General features: G+C 70.7%; 22 protein-coding genes. 14 read left to right on the top strand and 8 right to left on the bottom strand.

Features of this window, described 5'->3' with window-relative positions; all coding sequences use genetic code 11:
* Together QH270_RS17375 and QH270_RS17370 are read left to right on the top strand one after the other, a co-directional pair.
* Positions 1-663, top strand: a complete 663-nt coding sequence (locus QH270_RS17375) for an FHA domain-containing protein (protein ID WP_280343405.1) — start codon at positions 1-3, stop codon at positions 661-663.
* Positions 664-697: 34 nt separating this feature from the next.
* Complete coding sequence (locus QH270_RS17370) at positions 698-1,552, top strand: SDR family oxidoreductase (RefSeq protein ID WP_280343402.1); 855 nt, start codon at positions 698-700, stop codon at positions 1,550-1,552.
* Between the two features lie 46 nt (positions 1,553-1,598).
* Here QH270_RS17370 and QH270_RS17365 read toward each other — a convergent pair whose 3' ends face one another.
* Complete coding sequence (locus QH270_RS17365) at positions 1,599-2,084, bottom strand: carboxymuconolactone decarboxylase family protein (protein ID WP_280343399.1); 486 nt, start codon at positions 2,082-2,084, stop codon at positions 1,599-1,601.
* 167 nt (positions 2,085-2,251) lie between these two features.
* On the opposite strand from QH270_RS17365, the gene QH270_RS17360 reads away from it, so the two are divergent.
* Positions 2,252-3,142 (top strand): RNA polymerase sigma-70 factor, encoded by an 891-nt coding sequence (locus tag QH270_RS17360; protein ID WP_280343396.1) that lies wholly within the window; start codon positions 2,252-2,254, stop codon positions 3,140-3,142.
* A gap of 9 nt (positions 3,143-3,151) precedes the next feature.
* Here QH270_RS17360 and QH270_RS17355 read toward each other — a convergent pair whose 3' ends face one another.
* A complete protein-coding gene (locus QH270_RS17355) occupies positions 3,152-4,099 on the bottom strand; it encodes a threonine/serine dehydratase (protein ID WP_280343394.1) in 948 nt (315 codons plus the stop codon).
* A 268-nt stretch (positions 4,100-4,367) separates the two neighbouring features.
* Here QH270_RS17355 and QH270_RS17350 point away from each other — a divergent pair, with 268 nt between their 5' ends.
* From QH270_RS17350 to thpD, 5 genes are all read left to right on the top strand, one after another.
* Positions 4,368-5,081 carry a response regulator transcription factor gene (locus QH270_RS17350; RefSeq protein ID WP_280343391.1) on the top strand — a complete coding sequence of 238 codons (714 nt, stop codon included), beginning with the start codon at positions 4,368-4,370 and terminating at the stop codon, positions 5,079-5,081.
* A gap of 83 nt (positions 5,082-5,164) precedes the next feature.
* Positions 5,165-5,701 (top strand): diaminobutyrate acetyltransferase, encoded by a 537-nt coding sequence (gene ectA / locus QH270_RS17345; RefSeq protein ID WP_110040649.1) that lies wholly within the window; start codon positions 5,165-5,167, stop codon positions 5,699-5,701.
* Positions 5,701-6,969, top strand: coding sequence for a diaminobutyrate--2-oxoglutarate transaminase (ectB, locus tag QH270_RS17340; RefSeq protein WP_280343475.1), 1,269 nt, complete (start codon positions 5,701-5,703; stop codon positions 6,967-6,969). The genes ectA and ectB overlap by 1 nt, the downstream gene beginning before the upstream one ends.
* Positions 6,966-7,370, top strand: a complete 405-nt coding sequence (locus QH270_RS17335; protein ID WP_280343388.1) for an ectoine synthase — start codon at positions 6,966-6,968, stop codon at positions 7,368-7,370. The genes ectB and QH270_RS17335 overlap by 4 nt, the downstream gene beginning before the upstream one ends.
* Entirely contained in the window at positions 7,357-8,265 is a 909-nt protein-coding gene (thpD, locus tag QH270_RS17330) for an ectoine hydroxylase (protein ID WP_280343385.1), read from the top strand. Before QH270_RS17335 ends, thpD begins: the two co-directional genes overlap by 14 nt.
* Here thpD and QH270_RS17325 read toward each other — a convergent pair.
* Positions 8,253-9,407, bottom strand: a complete 1,155-nt coding sequence (locus QH270_RS17325) for a tetratricopeptide repeat protein (protein WP_280343383.1) — start codon at positions 9,405-9,407, stop codon at positions 8,253-8,255. The genes thpD and QH270_RS17325 overlap by 13 nt on opposite strands.
* Before the next feature lie 145 nt (positions 9,408-9,552).
* A complete protein-coding gene (locus tag QH270_RS17320) occupies positions 9,553-10,572 on the bottom strand; it encodes a hypothetical protein (RefSeq protein ID WP_280343381.1) in 1,020 nt (339 codons plus the stop codon).
* A gap of 57 nt (positions 10,573-10,629) precedes the next feature.
* Between QH270_RS17320 and QH270_RS17315 the strand changes: the two genes are divergently transcribed.
* From QH270_RS17315 to QH270_RS17305, 3 genes are all read left to right on the top strand, one after another.
* Positions 10,630-11,061 (top strand): MarR family winged helix-turn-helix transcriptional regulator, encoded by a 432-nt coding sequence (locus QH270_RS17315; RefSeq protein ID WP_280343379.1) that lies wholly within the window; start codon positions 10,630-10,632, stop codon positions 11,059-11,061.
* 118 nt (positions 11,062-11,179) lie between these two features.
* Positions 11,180-12,454 (top strand): glycosyltransferase family 87 protein, encoded by a 1,275-nt coding sequence (locus tag QH270_RS17310; RefSeq protein ID WP_280343377.1) that lies wholly within the window; start codon positions 11,180-11,182, stop codon positions 12,452-12,454.
* Positions 12,455-12,666: 212 nt separating this feature from the next.
* Positions 12,667-12,834, top strand: a complete 168-nt coding sequence (locus QH270_RS17305) for a hypothetical protein (protein ID WP_280343375.1) — start codon at positions 12,667-12,669, stop codon at positions 12,832-12,834.
* A 240-nt stretch (positions 12,835-13,074) separates the two neighbouring features.
* Here QH270_RS17305 and QH270_RS17300 read toward each other — a convergent pair whose 3' ends face one another.
* Together QH270_RS17300 and QH270_RS17295 are read right to left on the bottom strand one after the other, a co-directional pair.
* Complete coding sequence (locus tag QH270_RS17300) at positions 13,075-13,743, bottom strand: response regulator transcription factor (RefSeq protein ID WP_280343373.1); 669 nt, start codon at positions 13,741-13,743, stop codon at positions 13,075-13,077.
* Complete coding sequence (locus QH270_RS17295; protein WP_280343371.1) at positions 13,740-14,960, bottom strand: sensor histidine kinase; 1,221 nt, start codon at positions 14,958-14,960, stop codon at positions 13,740-13,742. The genes QH270_RS17300 and QH270_RS17295 overlap by 4 nt, the downstream gene beginning before the upstream one ends.
* Positions 14,961-15,123: 163 nt before the next feature.
* Between QH270_RS17295 and QH270_RS17290 the strand changes: the two genes are divergently transcribed.
* The 3 genes from QH270_RS17290 to QH270_RS17280 are packed head-to-tail and all read left to right on the top strand — an operon-like array spanning position 15,124 to position 18,622.
* The gene (locus QH270_RS17290) at positions 15,124-15,525 is read left to right on the top strand and encodes a DUF6220 domain-containing protein (RefSeq protein WP_280343369.1); all 402 of its coding nucleotides are present in this window, start codon (positions 15,124-15,126) and stop codon (positions 15,523-15,525) included.
* Complete coding sequence (locus QH270_RS17285; RefSeq protein ID WP_280343367.1) at positions 15,522-17,447, top strand: multicopper oxidase family protein; 1,926 nt, start codon at positions 15,522-15,524, stop codon at positions 17,445-17,447. Before QH270_RS17290 ends, QH270_RS17285 begins: the two co-directional genes overlap by 4 nt.
* A 29-nt stretch (positions 17,448-17,476) precedes the next feature.
* Positions 17,477-18,622 (top strand): lipase family protein, encoded by a 1,146-nt coding sequence (locus QH270_RS17280; protein ID WP_280343365.1) that lies wholly within the window; start codon positions 17,477-17,479, stop codon positions 18,620-18,622.
* On the opposite strand, the gene QH270_RS17275 is transcribed toward QH270_RS17280, so the two are convergent.
* The gene (locus QH270_RS17275) at positions 18,597-19,544 is read right to left on the bottom strand and encodes a sterol desaturase family protein (protein WP_280343363.1); all 948 of its coding nucleotides are present in this window, start codon (positions 19,542-19,544) and stop codon (positions 18,597-18,599) included. The two genes, QH270_RS17280 and QH270_RS17275, sit on opposite strands and share 26 nt — an antisense overlap.
* Positions 19,545-19,588: 44 nt before the next feature.
* Complete coding sequence (locus QH270_RS17270) at positions 19,589-20,350, bottom strand: AraC family transcriptional regulator (protein WP_280343362.1); 762 nt, start codon at positions 20,348-20,350, stop codon at positions 19,589-19,591.
* Between the last annotated feature and the right edge of the window lie 218 nt (positions 20,351-20,568).

The raw sequence follows: 20,568 nt of genomic DNA, 5'->3' as shown, positions 1-20,568 counted from the left end.
ATGCCGCTGTGCGCGGACGGACACCAGTCCCGGTCGATCGACTACTGCGATGTCTGCGGGTCGGCGCTGGGCGAGCCGCCCGCGCCGGACCGGGGCGACCTGCGGCTGTGCCCGTCCTGCGCCACGCCTACCAGCGGCCGCTTCTGCGAGGTCTGCGGCCACGATTCGGCCCTGCCCGCCGGGCCGCCACGCACCGAGAGCCCGATCGACCGGGACGCCGACGCGTCCAGGCCTGCGGGAGCGGCCGAGCCGCGGGTCTGGACGGCGCGTGTCTTCGCCGACCGCGACTTCTACACCAGGGTCCAGGCCGACAAGGGGCCCGACGCCGACCGTGTCGAATTCCCCGAGTTCTATCCCGAGCGGCGGATCCTGTTGCGCGGCAATCAGTTCCTCATCGGCAAGCGGTCCGCCTCGCAGGGGATCGCGCCCGAGATCGACCTCGGCATCGCCCCGGCCGACATCGGGGTGTCGCGGGCCCACGCGTTGATCCGGGTGGAGTCCACCGGTGAGCTCACCCTCACCGACCTCGGCTCGACCAATGGCACCAGCCTGGACGGCGCCGAGACGCCCATCGCGCCCCAGGTGCCCGTGCCGCTGCGCGACGGCAGCCGGATCCACGTCGGTGGCTGGACCACCATCGAGATCGCCGCCGCCGCACCGTAGACGAATCTGTTCACCGAACCGTAGGGTCGCCACCATGACGAAGTTCGACGGGAAGACCTGCCTGATCACCGGCGCGGCCAGCGGCCTCGGCCGGGCCACCGCCTTCGCCGCCGCGGCCAAGGGCGCGGCGCTCGTACTCACCGACATCACCGCCGACGCGCTCGACGTGACGGCGAAGGAGCTGCGCGCGGCCGGGGCGACGGTGCATCTGGCGCACGCCGCCGACGTCAGCGACCATTCCGCGGTCGTCGGCCTGGCCGCGCACACCTTCGAGGCGGTCGGCCACGTCGACATCGTCATGAACGTCGCAGGCATCGCCACCTGGGGCACCGTCGACAGGCTCTCGCACCAGCAGTGGCGGCGCACCGTCGACATCAACCTGATGGGACCGATCCACGTCATCGAGGAGTTCCTGCCGCCGATGATCGCGGCCGGGCGCGGCGGCCACCTGGTGAACGTGTCCTCCGCGGCCGGCCTGTTCGGGCTACCGTGGCACGCGCCGTACAGCGCCACCAAGTTCGGTCTGCGCGGCGTCTCGGAGGTGCTGCGGTTCGACCTGCGCCGTCACAAGATCGGCGTGAGCCTGGTCTGCCCCGGCGCGATGGCGACCCCGATGGTCGACCGCGTCGACATCGCCGGTGTCGACCGCGACAACGCCGCCCTGCAGAAGGCGATGGGCCTGTTCCTGCGCCACGCCGTCACCCCCGAGCAGGCCGCCGCCGCCGTCGTCAAGGGTGTCGAACGCAACCGCTACTGGGTCTACACCTCGCGCGACATCCAGCTCGCCCACTGGGGCCAGCGCTATGTCCCCTACGGCTACACCCTGGCCATGCGCGGCCTGAATTCGGTGATGACGAAATACGCCACCAAGAACGAACTGGTCCGCTGACCGTTCGAGCCCCGGGCGAACACCCGAGGGCCCGAACGGAATTCGCTCAGCTCTCGACCGCGTTGTAGCCGCCGGGGACGTAGCTCCCGCCCTGCTGGCGCACGATCACGCCGAGCCGGTTGGCGGCGTTGATCTGGGCGACCAACGCGATCAGCGCGGCGAGCTGGTCGTCGTCGTAGTGTTCGCGCGCGTCGGCCCAGGTGGCCGCCGAGACCCCCGGCCCCGCGTCGGCGATGCGGGTGCCCTCCTCGGCGAGCGCGAGCGCGGCCCGCTCGGCGTCGGTGAACACCGAGGACTCCCGCCACGCCGCGACCAGGTTGATCCGAACGGCCGGTTCCCCGGCGTGCGCGAGGTCCTTGCTGTGGACATCGGTGCACCAGCCGCAGCCGTTGATCTGGCTGACCCGCAGCATCACCAGATCCTGCGTGGTCCTGGGCAGTCCGGATTGCAGCACCACCAGGCTGGCGTTGCCGAACCGCTTGGCGAACTTCGCGCCGATCTCGTTGTCCACCAGGGTGAATCGGGGTTCCATGGGCTTGTCCTCACGTCGGTTGTCACTCGAACGACCATGAAGATGCCGGTGCGGACCCGGACGTGACAGGACGGCGGAGTGACGCATGACACAGCCGGTGGCGGTCACAGAATGCGGCCGGCCGGCATCGGATGGGCGACATCGACAGCGCGAACGAGGAGCGAACCATGGCCGACACCCCGGATCCCGCGACGGCGGCATTCCTCGCCCACCGCAATCTGCTCTTCACCGTCGCCTACGAGATGCTCGGTTCGGCGGCCGACGCCGAGGACGTGCTGCAGGAGACCTGGTTGCGCTGGAGCGGCGTCGACCTCGCCATCGTGCGGGACCAGCGCTCCTACCTGGTCCGCGTCACCACCCGCGAAGCGCTGATCCGCCTGCGTACCCTCGGTCGCCGCAAGGAGTCCTACGTCGGGCCCTGGCTCCCGGAACCGCTGCTCACCACCCCCGACGTCGCCGCCGATGTCGAACTCGCCGAGAGTGTTTCGCTGGCGATGCTGCTGGTGCTCGAGACCCTCGCACCGACCGAGCGCGCGGTCTTCGTGCTGCGCGAGGTGTTCGACCTGCCCTACGACGAGATCGCCGAGGCGGTCGGCAAGACATCGGCCGCCGTGCGTCAGATCGCGCACCGGGCCCGCGCCCACGTGGCCGCGCGCCGGCCGCGTGGCGCGGTGTCCTCCACCGAATCCCGGGCCGCGATCGCGGCGTTCCACCGAGCCGTCGAGACGGGTGATCCACGCGGACTGTTCGACCTGCTGGCCCCGGATGTCGTCTTCCTCGGTGACGGCGGCGGCCGCGCGCGGGCCGCGCTCGCACCCGTGGTCGGGGTCGACGCGGTGGCCGAGCTGCTGCGCGGCAGCCTGCCCAGGATCGGCGCCACGATGACGGTGACATCGGCGCACGTCAACGGACATCCCGCGGTGGTTCTGCACCGCGGCGACGGGATCGACACGGTGTTCGCGCTTCGCGTCGACCACGGCCTGATCACCGGCGTCTATGCCGTGCGCAACCCGGAGAAGCTGGCCCGCGTCGAGCACGAGACCGTGCTGCGCCGCTGACCGGCTCGGCTACGAGGCCAGGTCGCCGGGGGCGGTATTGGCGCCACAGAGGATCACGCAGACCCGCTCGCCGTCGGCGGGGCGATAGGCGGCGCCGGAGCCGGTGTCGAGCAGGGCGGCCAGTGCGGTCGCCGCGCCGTATTCGACGGCGATCCGGTGCTCGTCCCACAATTGCCCGCGTGCCCGGCGGATCGTGTCGTCGTCGACCAGCACCGAGCGCACGCTCTCGTGCCGCGCCACGTCGAGCGCCATCTGCGAAACATTCGGCGCGCCCAGCGAATCCGCGGCTATCGACTCGACGGTGACCTCGACCGGGCGGCCCGCCTCGATCGCCGCGTTCAGCGAGCGGCAGTGCACCGGCTCCACCGCGACCGTCCTCACCCCGACGTGCTGGGCGGCGAGTGCGGTTCCGGTGAACAGCCCGCCGCCGCCGACCGCGACCAGCACGGTGTCCAGATCGGGAATCCTGGCGTGGATCTCGCGCATGAGGGTGCCCGCGCCCGCCGCGACGAGCGGATGGTCGTAGGCGTGTGCCGAGAGCGCGCCGCTGCTGGCGGCGAATTCCCGGCACGCGGCCAGCGCCTGCTTGTACTCCAGACCGATCAGTCGTACGTCGGCGCCGTAGTCACGCAATCGACGGATTTTCACCGGGGGCGCGGTATCGGGCAGGAAGACCGTCGCGGGCACGCCGGCGGCCCGCGCCGCCCACGCGCACGCGAGGCCCGCGTTGCCCCCTGAGGCGATCGTCACACCGGCCTCGGGCAGGGTGCCCTCGGCCGCGTGCGCGCGCACGAAATTCTGCGCGCCCCTGGCCTTGAAGGAGCCGGTGAACTGCAGGTACTCGAGTGCGAACAAGAGCGGATCGGCCCCGGTCGTGGCCGGTGCGACGGTGATCGGCCGGACCAGTCCGTCGATCCGCGCCGCGGCCGCTTCGATGTCGGCGTAGGTGGGTGTCACGCCTCGACTATGCCACCGGCGACCCGGCCGTGAACCAGCCGAATTGTTACGGCGGGTTTACGCCGACCTGAACCTGGGTACATAACAGATCGGTAACAAGCTCGAAGGCGGGATGTCGTGTCGGTCTGGGGACGCGAATTCCCAGGTGCTCCGGCGCACGCCCCGGCGTGTCAGCAAAGGATGTGCACATGAGCGAGCGAAACGAGCGGCTGCAGCACGGGGCCGCGTTCACGGTGATGCGTGGGCCGGGCGAGAGCGAGGCCGCGGCATGAGTGCGAACCTGATGATCGTGGACGATGACGTCCAGATGCGTGGCGATCTGCGCCGCGCGATGGAAGACGAGGGATACGCCGTCGCCGAAGCCGGCGTTCCCGAAGACGCACTGGACCGCCTGCGCAGCGACGGTCCGCCCGACCTGATGATCGTGGACCTGATGCGCGGCGAGACCGACGGCTTCGACTGCATCAGGGAGATCCGCCGCGACCACGACGTGCCGATCATCGTGATCAGCACCCGCTACGACACCCACGATGTGGTCGCCGCGCTGGAAGCGGGCGCCGACGACTTCGTCAGCAAACCGTTCGAGATCAAGGAGATCACCGCGCGGATGCGCGCGCTGCGCCGGCGCGCGCGGATCGCCGCCGAGCGGGACAGTACGCCCGAGGCCGTCCTCGACGCCGATCCGGTGGCGCCGCTGATCCTGGCGGCCGACGCGGGCGCGGTGCGCCGCGGCACCGAGGAGATCCACCTCACGGTCACCGAATTCCGGTTGCTGTGCGAGCTCGCCGAGACGCCGGGCCGGGTCCTCAGTCGCGCCGTGCTGCTCGAAAGAGTCTGGGATCAAGGCTTTTTCGGTGACGAGCGGATCGTCGACGTCCACGTCCGCCGTCTGCGCACCAAGATCGAGCGCGATCCCTCCGATCCGCGCATCGTCGTCACCGTGCGTGGATTGGGCTATCGGCTCGATCCGCAATCGCAGTAAAAGACTCGTCATACAACTGCAAAGAGCTCGACATGAAGACCGCAAAGTCTGTTGGCAACTGTAGAGATATGCCTTCGTCCACCATGTCCACCGAATCTGCCACCGCCCCTGCGGTTCTCGGTACGGAACCGATTCTGCGTCCACCTCGTCTCGGCGACGGCGCGCAGTTGTGGCGGATCGCCCGCGACTCGCAGGTGCTCGATGTCAACTCCAGCTACGCCTACCTGCTGTGGTGCCGGGATTTCGCCGCGACCTCGATCGTCGCCGAAGTCGACGGTCGCGCGGTGGGGTTCGTCATCGGTTACATCCGGCCCGACGCACCGGACACGGTGTTCGTCTGGCAGGTCGCCGTCGACGCGGAGTTCCGTGGTCGCGGCCTCGCCGCCGCGATCCTGCACGCCCTGCTCGACGCGGTGGTCCCGGCGGGCATCACCACCCTGGAAACCACGATCTCACCCGGCAACACCGCCTCCCAGGCGTTGTTCGCCGCGGTGGCCCGGGAGCGCGGTGCGGAATTGCGCACCGTCTCCCTGTTCGAAACGCACGATTTCCCCGATTCACACGAGGCAGAGCAGCTGTATGTCATCGCACCTGTTCAGCGCCAGGAGGAACGACGATGATCACGACCACCGACACCAGCATCTTCGAGGCCATGGAATCGAATGTGCGGGGATACTGCCGTGACTGGCCGAGCGTCTTCGCCTCCGCGCAGGGCGCCTGGATCCGCGACGAGCAGGGCCGCGAATACCTCGACTTCTTCGCCGGCGCGGGTGCGCTGAACTACGGCCACAACAATCCGGTGCTCAAGCGGGCGCTGATCGACTACATCGCCGCCGACGGCATCACCCACGGCCTGGACATGTCGACCGTGGCCAAGCGCGAGCTGCTCGAGACCATCCGCGACACCCTGCTCTCGCCGCGCGGCCTCGACTACAAGGTGCAGTTCCCCGGCCCGACCGGCGCCAATGCCGTCGAAGCCGCGCTGAAGCTGGCCCGCAAGGTGACCGGCCGCAAGACGGTCCTCAGCTTCACCAACGCTTTCCACGGCATGACCCTGGGCGCGCTGTCGGTCACCGGCAACGCCGCCAAGCGGGCCGGTGCGGGCGTGCCGCTCGAGCACGCCACCCCCATGCCCTACGACGGCTACTTCGACAACACCATCGAGGACTTCGGCTGGATGCAGCGCGTCCTCGACGACAGCTCCTCCGGTTTCGACCGCCCCGCCGCGGTGATCGTGGAGACCGTGCAGGGTGAGGGCGGTGTCAACCTGGCCCGCGCGGAATGGCTGCGGCACCTGGCCGGGCTGTGCGCCGCGCGCGACATCCTGCTGATCGTCGACGACGTCCAGATGGGCTGCGGCCGCACCGGCCCGTTCTTCTCCTTCGAGATCGCGGGCATCACCCCCGACATCGTCACCCTGTCCAAGTCGATCGGTGGCTACGGCCTGCCGATGGCGCTGGTGCTGCTCAAGCCCGAGCACGACCAGTGGGCGCCGGGCGAACACAACGGCACCTTCCGCGGCAACAACCCGGCCTTCGTCACCGCGACCGCCGCGCTGCGCGAGTACTGGTCCGACGACAAGCTCGCCCAGCGCACCGCCGCCAACGGTGAGTACGTGGGCCGCACGCTGCAGGCCGTCGCCGACCGCCACGCCGGGGTCTCGACCCGCGGCCGCGGCATGGTGCACGGCATCGTCTTCGACGATCCGTCGCAGGCGGGCAAGGTCTGCCGCACCGCGTTCGAGCAGGGCCTGCTCGTGGAGACCTCGGGCTCGATGGACGAGGTCGTGAAGCTGCTGCCGCCGCTGACCCTGGGCAGCGACGAACTCGACCGCGGCCTGTCGGTGCTGTCGGCCTCGATCGACGACGTGTGTGGCGGTGCCGCATGATCGTGCGCACCACCGCCGAGATCACCGGCACCGACCGGGACGTGGCCGGTCCCGGCTGGCGCAGCAAGCGCATCGTGCTCGGTGGCGACAAGGTCGGCTTCTCGTTCCACGAGACTACGATCGAAGAGGGCACAGTCCACGAATTCCATTACCAGAACCATGTCGAAGCGGTGTGGTTGGTCGAGGGCGAGGGCACGCTGCACGACCTCGACAACGACACCGTCTACCAGCTCGGCCCCGGCACGATGTACCTGCTGAACGGACACGAACGTCACCAGGTCACCGCACGCACCCGGCTTCGGATGCTGTGCGTGTTCAACCCGCCGGTCACCGGCCGCGAAGTACACGATGAGAACGGGGTGTATCCGCTCGTCGTCGAGGAGGAGGATGCCAGTGTCTGATCGGCTCGACCGCTACCCGACCCGGCTCACCGAGCCCGCGCCGCATCTCGAGCGGACCGATCCCACCGTGTGGGGTCAGGTCACCTCGCCCGAGCTGTCCGGTTTCGACGCCAACGGGTACGCGATCATCCCGGACCTGCTCTCGCAGGAGGAGGTGGCCGCCTTCGGCGCCGAGATCGGCCACCTCGCCGCGGACCCGGTGCTCTACGGTGACGAGCGCGTCATCGTGGAACCGGTCGCGGGGCAGGTGCGGTCGGTGTTCCAGGTGCACAAGCTCAGCAAGCCGATCGCCGAGCTGGTGGCCGAATCGCGGATCGTCGGTCTGGCCGAGCAGATCCTCGGCTCGGAGGTGTACCTGCACCAGACCCGGGTGAACTACATGCCCGGTTTCGGCGGCAGCGGCTTCACCTGGCATTCGGATTTCGAGACCTGGCACGCCGAGGACGGCATGCCTGCGCCGCGGGCGGTGAGCCTGTCGATCGCGTTGACCGACAACTTCCCGTTCAACGGCAGTCTGATGCTGATGCCGGGCTCGCACCGCACGTTCGTGCCGTGCCTGGGGGAGACCCCGGCGGGCCACTACCGGGAGTCGTTGCGGGAGCAGCGGATCGGGGTGCCGACCAACGACGACATCACCTTCCTCGCCGCCCGCTTCGGCATCACGCAGTTCACCGGGAAGGCTGGGTCGGCGTTGCTGTTCGATTCGAACCTGATGCACGGGTCGTCGAACAACATCACCCCGTTCCCGCGCTCGAACATCTTCCTGGTGTTCAACAGCGTGGAGAACGCGCTGGAAGAGCCGTTCGCGGCGCCGGTGCGCAGGCCGACGCACATCGCGGCACGCGAGGTGGCGCCGGTGCGTGAGGTGGCCCCGCTGGCCGATCAGGCGCGCTGAGTCAGTTCGGAGAGGGAGGCCGCGGCCCGCGGATCGTCGGGGGCCGCGGCCTTCCACCATTTCTCCGCCCCGGCGTGGTCACCGGCGTCGAGCAGGAGGGCGCCGAGATCGTGGGCCGCGCCGCGGTGCCCGGCCTCGGCGGCCTGGGCGAGCAGGGCGCGGGCCGAATCGTGGTCGCCGCGTTCCCGCATGGCGGTGCCCAGCTCGTACAGTGCGCGCCCGATGCCCTGCCCGCTATCCGCCGACGGCATCGGCGCTGTCGGCGGCGCGGCCTCTTCGGTTTCTGTCGAGTCGGTCGGGGGCGGCGTCGGCGCAGCGGCCGAGACCGGCGGAGCGACCGCTCGCGGTGTCGATGGGGCGGCCGAGCCGGGCGCGGTCGTCGGCGGCGTCGCGGCAACGGTCGTGTCGGGCGGCGCGGCCGTCTGCGGTGTCGCGGCAGCGGTCGAGGCTGGCGGAGCGAACGTATGTGGCGTCGATGGAGCGGCCCGGTCAGGCGGAGCGACCGTCTGCGGCGTTGCGTGGGCGACCGAGACAGGCGGAGCGACCGGCATCGGCTGCGCGGGGACGGCCGGTCCCGACGTGGGCGGCAGCACCGTGAGCGGCATCGTCACCAGCGCGGGCGCGGTCGCCGCCATCGAGACCTCGGCCGAGGGGATGGTCGTGAGTTCCACGACCAGCTCGTTGAAGTCCGGGGTGCCGGGGCCGGTGCTGCACCACAGCGTGGACGATCCGCCCGGCAGCAGATCCACCACCATTCCGTAGTTCCCGGTCCAGGACTGCTGGGTGCCCGATTCGGCCACCCAGACCGGCGTCAGGGTGAACAGCGCTTGGGGCGCGTTCGCGGTCACCGAGATGTCGACGCCCGCCGTGAGCGCGTCGGACCAGATGTCGACGCCGACGAGGGCCCGCCCGTCCAGATTCACGTGCCCGTCCTGCACGGTGAGCCCGAGCCCGATCCCGGCGACATCGGCGGGCGGCATCACCGACACCGCGCGCAGTCGCACCGCGGTGGTGCCGACGGCCAGCGCCTCGGTGTACATCGGATAGACCGCGGCGCCGCACCATTCGATCGGATCGGCGCCGGTGTAGCGCTGATCGAGCGGCACCGGCTCGCCCGGAGGACGCGCGCCGGGATCATTCATCGGTGCAGCCCGCCTTTCCGCGATTCGACCCCCCTGACGCGACGCTGACGCCGCCGCGGTTGCGCGGTACACCGTACTCGTGTCTACGCGAAACCGCGAGAGGTTCCGCGCGGATCCGGATGATTCGCAACAGGTTTCACCGGGCTCAGACGGCGGCCGATTCGCCGATCTCCTCCTCGACGGCGGCGGGCGCGACCGGTGCGGGCGCGTGCCGGGCCTCGTACCGGCCCGCGAGCACGACCAGCAGCGCGCCGACGGCGAGCCATGCGACCAGCCCGAGCAGCCGCGTGCCGAATCCGGCGGCGGAGTCGAAGTAGAGCAGGCTGCGCAGCCCCTCCACGAAGTCGGCACCGTTCCAGAACGAGTGCAGCGCGCCGAAGAAGCCGTTCTGCAGCTGCGGTCCGTACACCCCGCCGGAGGTGGTGAAGTTCAGCATCACGAACAGCGTGATGAGCGCCAATGTGGTCCAGCGCTTCAGGAAGGTGTGCAGCCCGATGCCGATCAGGATGATGCCCGCGGCGTAGAGCCACGCGATGCCGAACACGGCGGCGTAGTCCTGGTCGATCACCGCGAACACCGGCCCGGCGACCACCACGCCGATCACGCTCACCACGAACGCGGTCACCACTCCGATCGCCGCGCGTACCCGCATCCGCAGCGTCGCGCCCGCGGCGCCGATCACCGCGACACTGCCGTACGCGCCGACGCTCAGCGCGACGAGGAGGAAGAACAGCCCCTGTCCGGTCGGATCTCCGCCCGCCTTCGCGGTCACGTCGGTGACGACCAGTGGCACGCCCTGCTGATCGGTCACCTGCCGGAACACCACCTCGGCGGCCATCGCGCTGGTGTCGGAACCCGCGGTGGCCACGAGGAGTTCGGGACGCCGGTCGCCGGGCACGAACGCGCCGGTGAGCTCGCGCTCGTCGAGCGCGGCCACGGCCGCATCGCGGCTGGGCAGGGTGACGATGTCGACGGCCGGGCCCGCCTTGTCCTCGATGGTCTGGGCCAGCACCATCGCCTGCGGTGACTCGCCGACGACCGCGAGCGCCAGATGGTTCGGCGTGGGCTGATGGAAGGCGCCGAGGTAGGCGATGGCCATGCCCAGACACATCAGCAGCGGCGTGAGCAGGTGGCCGGCGACATGCCGGATCTGGGTGCGGGTCATCGAGGGGATACTCCAAACAGTTGGTAAATACAACTATGATTGTTGTATCCTACAACTGTGATTGCGCGAGACACAAGAGCCGAGGCCGTCGACACCATCCAGCGGGAACTCACCGCCTTCGCCCGGCGCGCCCGCGGCCGCGCCGCCGAGCTGCACCCGGAACTGAGTCTGGTGGCCTACAGCATCCTCGATCTGATGCTCGAACGCGACGGCTGCCAGGCCACCGACCTGGCCGAACAATTCCTGCTCGACAAATCGACGGTCAGCAGGCAGGTCGGCGCCCTGGAGAAGCTCGGCTACCTCGAGCGCGAGGTCGATCCGGGCAACCGGCGCAACCATCTGCTGCGGGCCACCGACTCGGGCCGGGCCGTCGCGCGCGCGGCCGAACGCCGTCGCCGGGAGGCCTTCACTGCCCGATTCGCCGACTGGAGCGATGCCGATGTCGAGGCCATGGCCGGCTATCTCGTGCGGTACAACCACGGCGGCTGAACCGGTCGCGCACACCCGCCACCACGCCCGATCGGGCATCCGGCGGGCTATCGCGTCGGCCACCGCGGGCGACGGGCGATGACGCGGCGGGCGGGTCGAGTCGGTATAGTCGCCGCGGATGAGTAGTGACACCACCCACCCCGCGCAGCAGCATTCCCCACGCCCGATCCATCGAGCATGGTGGCTGGTGCCGGTGTTGCTCACCGTGGTGTCGATCGTGTGTGTGCGGATCCCGCTCTGGCCGTTCGAGCAGTATTCCGGCGGCTTCATCGACCTGCAGGTGTATCGCCTCGGCATCGAGGCCATGCGTGACGGCGCCGACATGTACGGGCAGCTGCCCAAGACCTCCATCGGGATCGGCCTGCCGTTCATCTACCCGCCGTTCGCGGCCGTCGCGCTGGCGCCGTTCGCGCTGCTGCCGTGGAGCCTGGCCAAGATCCTCTACGTCGTCGTCTCGGTCGCGGCGCTGGGCTGGACGCTGTACCTCGTCGCGCGGCGCTACCACCGCGAGAACCGTCAGGCCGCCCTGCTGGTCGCCGCGTGCGCGCTGCCGCTGGCCATGCTGCTGGAACCGGTGCGCTCGACCATCGACTTCGGTCAGGTCAACCTGCTGTTGATGGTGCTCGTGGCCACCGACTGCCTGCTGCTCAAGACCCGCTACCCGCGCGGCATGCTCATCGGCCTGGCCGCCGCGATCAAACTGACGCCGGCCGCCTTCGTGCTGTTCTTCCTCGTCCGCAAGGACTACAAGGCGGCGGCCACCGCCGCGGCCACGGGCGCGATCGCCACCGTCGCCTCCTTCGCGCTGTTGCCGACCGAGTCCACCCGCTACTGGTTCGGCGGCCTCGGCAACGTCTCCGGCCTGAGCGGCTCCGCCTTCCACACCAACCAGTCCATCCAGGCCGTGCTGGCCCGCCTGCACGTCACCGGGCTGCCGTTCGACGCGCTGTGGCTGTTCTTCGGCGCCCTGCTGCTGGCCCTGGTCGTGGCCGCCATGCGCAAGGCCGCCGACGCGCCCGCGATCGCGCTGGCCCTCAATGCCGTCTTCACGCTGCTGCTGTCGCCGATCTCGTGGTCGCACCACTGGATCTGGATCGCCCCCGCCCTGCTGGCCGTCGTCTGCCACGCCCGCACGCTGCCCGCGTCGAGCGCCCGCGGCTGGTACGCCACCGCCGTCGTGGTGGCCGCGGTCTTCGTCGTCGCGCCGCACAGCTTCCTGCCCGACGGGGAGCATCGCGAGACATCGTGGACGTGGTGGCAGCACATTTTCGGCGACACCTATGTCTGGCTCGCGGTCGCCCTCGTCGCCCTGTTCCTGGTCACCGGCCGCCATCTGCCGTCGAAGAGCGCGGACGAGCCGATACCGGTCGGGGAACCCGCCCGCGTCGTCTGACGCGCTCGCCCGGCTCGGGGCGGGCGCCGGGGGCGTAGGACCGCGGAACTCGACGGCCGTACATTCTTTATGGATACCTACGACAATTTTCCGCACGGTGCATAGATACGTCAAAAGCCGTGCCGACTATGGGATTTCGACATACCGGCTGTGATTGCATCGTGATGTCCCGAAGCCGGGACACGTCATATTGTGCAACCGAGGAAGATCGTATGAATCCCAGAACTGCCCGTCCGCTCGCCGTCGTCGCCCTCGCGCTGTCCGCGTGTGCGCTGAGCGCCGGAACCGCCACCGCCGCGGCGCCGAGCCCCGTCTCGGGCTCGGTGGAAGTGTGCGTGCCGCTCCCGCTCGGGCCGATCGAGGTCAGCCTGTGCCTGTAGGCGGTTAGCCAGGGTGCCCGGGGCAGTGGTGGGACCCCTTGTCGGAGCGCGGCATTGCGCGGTGCCGCCGCCGATCCGCCACTGCCGCCGGGCAGTCCGGCGCCGAAGCGCGCGACCGAGGCGCGGCACCGTAAGAATCCGACACGACGCACCTGCGCCTGCTCGGCACCACCTGCTTCGCCTCCGGCATCGTCGTACACCGGCCGGCGCCCAGCTGACGGCCACACCACCGGCGCCCGGCTACTCGTCGACGGTGGTGAGACCGGTCCGGTAGGCGATGACGACCAGCTGCGCTCGATCGCGCGCGCCGAGCTTGCTCATCGCCCGGCCGACATGGGTGCGGGCGGTGGCCGGGCTCAGGAACAGGGCGGCGCCGATCTCGTCGTTGCTCATCCCGCGCCCGACCAGGGCCAGCACTTCCCGTTCGCGCTCGGTGAGCACTGACAGCCGACGGGCGGCCGACTCGGCGATCCGGCGCCTGCCGGCGAACTGGCCGATGAGGCGGCGGGTGACGCGGGGCGCGAGCAGGGCGTCACCGTCGGCGATCACCCGGATGGCGTGCAGCAACTCGGCCGGTCCGGCGTCCTTGAGCAAGAAGCCGCTCGCCCCGGCGGCCAGGGCGTCGAAGACGTTCTCGTCGGTGTCATAGGTGGTCAGAATCAGCACCCGCACCTGGTCGAGGCCCGCTGTGCTCGCGATCCGGGCGGTGGCGCGGATGCCGTCGAGGCGTGGCATCCGGATGTCCATCAGCACGACGTCGGGCCGGGTGGCGCGGGCGAGTTCGCAGGCTTCGATCCCGTCGGTGGCCTCACCGACGACGTTGATGTCGTCCTCGAGGTCGAGCAGGACCTTGAACCCCGACCGCACGAGGCGTTCGTCGTCCGCGAGCAGCACGGTGATCGGTGTCATGCGAGCGCTCCGGCCGGTTCCAGCGGGAGGTGGGCGACCACTTCGAATCCGCCCTGGGCCCGCGGCTGCGCGGTGAGATCGCCGCCGAGCAGCCTGCACCGTTCCCGCATGCCGGTGATGCCGCGGCCGGTGCCCGCCGTGTCCGGACGCGGAAGCGGCGCCGTGCCGTCGCCGCCGTCGTCGCGTACCAGGATGCGCACCACCTGCTCGCCCGGCACCACCGACACGGTGACCGCGCTGGGGCCGACATGGCGGATGACGTTGGTGATCGACTCCTGCACGATCCGGTAGGCCGTATCCTCGATCGCGCTCGGCAGCGGAGTGTCCCCGCCGGGGAGATCGGCGGTGATCCGTAGTCCGGCGTCCCCGGCCACGTCCAGGACATCGCCGAGCTCGGCGAGCCCTGGGCTCGGTGCCCGGCGGTCGTCGCCGCGCAGCACCCCCAGGATCGCCCGCATCTCCCGGAGGGCACGGGAGCTGGTCTGCTCGATGATGCGCAGGGTCTCCCTGGCCTGATCGGGCCGCTTGTCCAGGACGTGCGCGGTGACTCCGGCCTGCACGTTGATGATCGTGATGGCGTGGGCGACGGTGTCGTGCACTTCGCGCGCGATCCGCAGCCGTTCGGCGTCGACCCGGGCGGTGGCCTCCTTCTCGCGCAGCCGTTCGGCGGTGACGGCCCGCTGGTGGGCGTCCTCGGCGATGATCCGCCGGGACCGCACCGACATGCCAAGGGTGATGCTCAGAACGGCCGCGCCGATCCGGAAGAACACCCACCCGATCGCCGCGCTGGGCGTGACATCGGCCGCCGCGATCAGCCAGGCCAGGGCCAGCACCGCCGTCCCGGCCGCCGCGACCAGCACCGGACGCCGACCCGTGCCGTGCGCGGCGAGGGTGTAGGTGGCCACGAACAGGGCCAGACAGGACAGCCGGTCCGGGAAATCGAGCGCGAAGTAGACCACCGTGAGCGCACCGGTCGCGACGAACACCGGCACCGGTGCGCGGCGCCGGAACACCAGCAGCGCGCCGCCGAGCGCCAGCAGCACGTACGCGGTGTAGCAGTAGTCGGTGATGGGCCGCGTCACCGGCTCCGCGCCCATCGGGATGCCCGCGCTCTGCACCTGCACGCCGATGACGAACAGGGCGAGCAGCAGGTCCGGAAACCAGGCGGGCCGCCGTGCCGACCATGCGCGCACCCGTAATTCCTCGGACCGTCCCATGCCGTGATCGTAAGGGAGAGAGCGTGCTTGCGCGTGCGCGCGGACGCGCGCAGGACCACGCGGTCCTGCGTAGGTGGCGCGGCGTCGGCTACGTCGATTCGCGTAGCCGGTCACCGCGGCTGCCGGACGCGCACAACCCCTGCTCGGCGCGACGATCGGTGCCATGAAGAAACTCGTCACCGGCTTGGCCGTGGTGCTGATGGTCACCGTCGTCGTCCAGTTCTTTCTCGCCGCCGCGGGCGCGTTCGACAGCGCGCCCGCCGAGGAGGCGTTCGCCCCGCACCGGGCGTTGGGGAACATCATCCTGGTGCTCGCGCTGGTCGTGGCGCTCGTCGCGGCGGTGGCGCGCATGCCGGCCCGGGTGGCGGGGACCGCGGGCCTGGTGGCAGCGCTCGTGCTGGTGCAGTCCGTGATCAAGGAGGTCGCCGGCGCGGTGGGGGACGACACCGGCGCGCTGCTGTTCGGGGTGCACGGAGTGAACGGGATGCTCATCGTCGGCACGGTCGGTGCGCTCCTGCGGCAGGCGCGCGGACAGTCCGCACCGGCGGCGCGGCCGGTGTCATGAGTAGCGCGGGGTGGATCGTGCTCGACCACGCGGTGACCGTCGCCGGTGCGTCGGCGTGGTTCGGCGCCGCCGGTCTCGTGGCGCGGCGGCGATCGGCTCGGTTCGTCGGTGTGATGCTGAGTGTCGCTGTGGCACTGACACTTTCCCGGGCGATTCCGGTGGCGGTGCTGGCGGGGCGAGGGTGGTGGTTCGTCCAGGAGAAGGTCTGGTTCGGGCTGCCGGTCACCGCCGTCGCGGCCGTGGTCGCGGTGGTGGCCGGGGTGTCCGCGCGCCGCGGCGCGGGCCCGACGGCGGGGGCGGTGACGGCGTCGGCGACCGCCGGATACGCGGCGGTGGCGAGTTTCGCCGTGTCGTTCCTGATCGGCTACCCGCTGACTCCGGTGGCCGCGCTCGTCGCGCTCGTCGCGCTCGGCGCGGCCGCGCTCCTGACGCATCGCGTCCTGTCGGAACCCGTTGTTCCCGAGCGGGATTCGACTGACCAGTCCCATTCTGGGCCCCGGCCGAAGGGCGGTACCCGGCCCGTCGGGATGCCCCGGCGACGAGCGCTCGGACTGGCCGGCGCGGTCGCTGTGGTGGGCGCCGCGGGCGGCGTCGTAGGCCTGTCGCGAGGTCGCGACGTCGCCGGGATCGAACACTCCGAGGGCCCGGAGATATCGGTGCGGACGCTGCGCGGACCCGATACGCCTGCGCCCGGGGGAGTGTTGCGCCGGTACGTCCGCACCGCGCGCACGGCCACGGTGCGCGTGGGTTCCGGCGATGTCGAGGCCTGGACCTTCGACGGCACGGTCCCCGGCCCGGCGATCGTCGCGGAGCAGGGTGACCTCGTCGAGGTCGAGTTGGTGAACGAGGACATCGACGTGGGGGTGACGCTGCACTGGCACGGCTACGACGTGCCCTGCGCGGAGGACGGCGTGGCGGGGGTGACCCAGGACGCCGTGCCGGTGGGTGGCAGACATGTCTACCGCTTCCGTGCCGAGCAGGCCGGAACCTACTGGTACCACACCCATCACGCCTCCCATCCGGGCGTGCGACGCGGCCTCTACGGCCATCTGATCGTCTTCCCGCGCGCGGCCCCCGCGGACAGGCGTGAGCTGACGATGTCGGTGCACACTTTCGACGGGCACGCTCCGCTGCTCGACGGTGGCGGTGACCACGACGTGCCCACGGGTGCGGCGACGCGACTGCGGCTGATCAACACCGATTCCGGCTCCCACCGATTCGCCCTCGCCGGCACCGACTTCCGCGTCGTGGCCGTCGACGGACGCGACCTCGACCGGCCGGCACCCGTCGGCGGCGTCCAGCTGCGCGTGCCCGCAGGTGGGCGCTACGACCTCGAATTCACGATGCCCGCCGCCGGTGCGATCGTGCTGCTCGACGGCGACACCGCAGCGCGACTGGGCGCCGAAAACGATTATCCGACAGCAGGATCCGATGCCCGCGACTGGCCGGACCTCGACCTGCTGACCTACGGTGCGGCGCCACTCGTGCGGCTACCGGCGCCCGACCGGCGGTTCACCCTCGTGCTCGATCGCGGCATCGCCCGGGTCAACGGGAGACCGTCGTTCGCGCACACCGTCAACGGGCGCGCCCACCCCGCCATCCCCGACCAGGTGGTGCGCGCGGGCGACATCGTCCACTTCACCGTGGTCAACCGCAGCCTCGACACCCACCCCTGGCACCTGCACGGCCATCCCGTCCTGATCCTGTCCCGCGACGGCGAGCCCGCGCAGGGTAGCCCGCTGTGGGTCGACTCCCTCGACGTCCGGCCCGGCGAGGTCTGGGAGATCGCCTTCCGCGCCACCAATCCCGGCATCTGGATGAACCACTGCCACAACCTTCCCCACGCCGAGGAGGGAATGATGCTGCTGCTTCGCTACGCCGGCATCGGCACACCCTTCGGCGGCTCCCACGCCCACCACTGATCTCGACACCAGTCACCGAAAGGAACACCATGCGATACCTGGTCCCGGCGACCCTGTTCGCCCTGCTCGCCGCCTCGACCGGCTCCGTCGCCGCCGCACCGCCGCCCGGTGATGACACGGGCACCGTCGTCTCGTCCCGCGCGCTGACCGGCCCGGAGCTGATCCCCGGAGCGGCCACCGGATTCCGGATCGTCTACCGGACCACCGGACAAAACGGCGAACCGCAGGTCAGCGGCGCGAGCGTCTTCGTGCCCGCCGGTGAACCGCCGGCCGACGGCAGACCGGTGGTCTCGTGGGCGCACGGCACCAGCGGCGTGACCGAGGGATGCGCGCCCAATCTCACCGGCGGCATCGCCGACACCTTCGACGAGACACCGCACCTGACGGCCTATCTGGACCAGGGCTACGCGGTCGCCGCCACGGACTACATCGGCCTCGGCGCGCCGGGCAGCTACGAGTACCTCGCCTGGCGGGCGGCGGGTCACGCCGTGCTCGACGCCGTCCGCGCGGCGGGCGCCGTCGACCCCACGTTGTCGTCGTCCTTCGTCGCGTCGGGTCATTCCATCGGCGGCCAGGCCGCGTTGGCCGCCGCACAGCTGTGGTCCGGCTACGCCGCCGAGCTCGATCTGCGCGGCACCCTCGCCTACGCGCCGACCAGCAATGTCGTCGAGGCGATCACCGCGCTGGGCCGGCCGGGTACCCCGGTCATGCCCGGCCTCGACGGCCTGCACGCCCGGCTGGTGATGATCCTGGCCGGACTCGACCAGGCCCGGCCGGACGTGCGCGTCACCGACCACCTGAGTCCGCACGGCCGGGACATGCTCGCCGTCGCCCGAGCCGGCGAGCGCTGCCTCGGCGCCCTGGAGGAGGCCGTCGCGGGCCACGCCGTCGGTGATCTGTTCACGCGGCCGCTCGGCGAACAGCCGCTGGCCGCCGCACTGACCGACTACCTGACCATCCCCACCACGGGCCATCGACGGCCGGTCCTGCTGTTGCAGGGCGAGGCCGACACCGTCCAACCCGCCCCGACCACGATCCTGCTCCAGCAGCAACTCGCGCAGTCCGGCGCGGTCAGCCGGCTGGCCCTGTACCCCGGGACCGACCACTTCGCCCTGCTGGGCGCCGCGGCGGGCGACGAGCGCGACTTTCTCAGCCGGGTTCTCCCGGCACGCTGAACGGCGCCGACCCGCTCGGCGAGCGCTCGTCCGGGCGGGTGGTGTCGGCCGTGAAGTGGCAGGCGCCGTGGCGGGTGAACGGTTCCGCGAGCTGCGCCAGGTAGCCCGCCGGGTAGTCGGGTTTCGCGGCCATGCCGAGGTCGTCGCTGGTGAACCGGCGGGCGGGGTCGTAGCTGTAGGTGCGGAGCAGGTGGTCCCAGACGAGGGTGAACAGACCGAAGTTGACATCGCCGATACCGGCCCATTTGAGGTGGTGGAAACGGTGGCCTTCGTTGAGGGCCAGGACGCGTCTGAAGGGTCCGACGCGGTAGTCGGCGTTGGAGTGCTGCAACAGCAGCTGTACCGCCACCGCCAGCGACAGCGCGGCGGCGACGGGCACCGGGATCCCGGCCAGCAGCAGCGGGGTGACCCCGGCGGTCGTCTCGATCGTTTGGTGCAGCGGGTGTTTCATCAGCCCGTTGAGCCCGTAGAAGCGGGTGACACTGTGGTGCACGGCGTGGAACCGCCACAGCACCCCGATCTTGTGGCTGGCGTAGTGGGCCAGGGTGATCCCGAGGTCGGCGACGAGAACAGCGGCCAGCACCTGCACGGCGAACGGCGCGTCGTGCGGCCAGATCCCGGCCCAGGGGACCAGCGCGGCGAGGGCGGGGACGGCGGCGACGCTCGCCAGGATGAGGGTTTCGTTGATGATGCCGTGGGCGGTGTCGCGGCCGAGGTCACCCTGGGAGCTGTTCCAGGAATTCTGGTACGGCAGCAGTCGTTCGGCGGTGAACGACACCGCGATCGCGACCGCCAGCAGGGCGATCAACCAAGCCTTGGGCGCGCCGGAGGCGGCCAGGGCGATGCCGGCGCCGTTGACACCGAGCAGCATGAACGGAACGTAGCCGTAGCGGATGAGGGGGCGGACGAGCGTGGACGTCATGGGAATCAGCGTCACGTCCGGGCCTGGTGCGGCGCTTGAAGAAATCAGCCGACTTCGCCGCGCCCCGCGGGGGCGGGCCGCCAGCCGGTGGCGATGAGCGCCTCGGTGGGGGTGAGGCCGATCAGGTCGCGGCAGGTGCGGGTCAGATGAGCGCTGTCGGCGAACCCGGCGGTGTGGGCGGCCTCGGTCAGGGAGCCGCCGGCACGCACCACGGCGAACGCCAGATGCAACCGGCTCCAGCGCCGCCACGCCGCGTACGGCAACCCCACGTGTTCGGTGAACACGTGCGACAAGCGGCTGCCCGAGATCCCCACCCGGCCGGCGAGTGCGCCGAGCGCGGGTGGGCCGCCCGGCCACTCCGCCGCGGCCCGCAGCGCCTCGGTGACGACCGGATGCGCGCGCTGTCGTCGAGCCGGAGCGCGCGGCGCCGGTGGGCGTGGACGGGCGGCGGCGACCCAGCTCATGGCGTGCTCGCCGGGTAGCCCGGCCAAGCGCGCGACGGCGGCCCGCGCGGTCACCGAATCGGGGTCGAGGAACGCGACGAACCCGCTGGTGCCGGGTGCGGCACCGACCTGATGGCCCACACCGGGCGGGATGATCGCCGCCTGCGCGGGCGTGGTGCGACCGGCCGCGTCGGTGAGCGTGAGCGCGCCGCGGGCGACGAACAGCACCTGCACCGCGGCGTGCGCGTGCGCGGCTGTGTCGCCGATGCCCCCGGTGAACGCCATCAGCCCCGGGCTGAACACCACCCCGCCACGCCACCGCGCCGCCTCCACCCCCGCAGGGCTCTCCGCAATATTCGACACAGAGACATTCTCGCCGCGGGGACCGGCCGGCCTGCGGGGAGGGCTGAGCCGAACTCGGAAAAACCGTGTCGGGCAACGGAATCCTGTCCAGGAATTCGCTTGACAGCGATTCGGCGTCGGCGGCGGGGGGGGCGGCGGCGGCGCCCCCCCCGGGAAAAAAAAAAAACAATTAGGATAAAGATGTCGGCCAGAAAAAAAAAAAACCGGGGTGGGGAAAG

The sequence above is a fragment of the Nocardia neocaledoniensis genome (genome assembly GCF_029868625.1).
Classification (GTDB): domain Bacteria; phylum Actinomycetota; class Actinomycetes; order Mycobacteriales; family Mycobacteriaceae; genus Nocardia; species Nocardia neocaledoniensis_A.
This window is presented reverse-complemented; position numbering and strand designations above follow the sequence as displayed.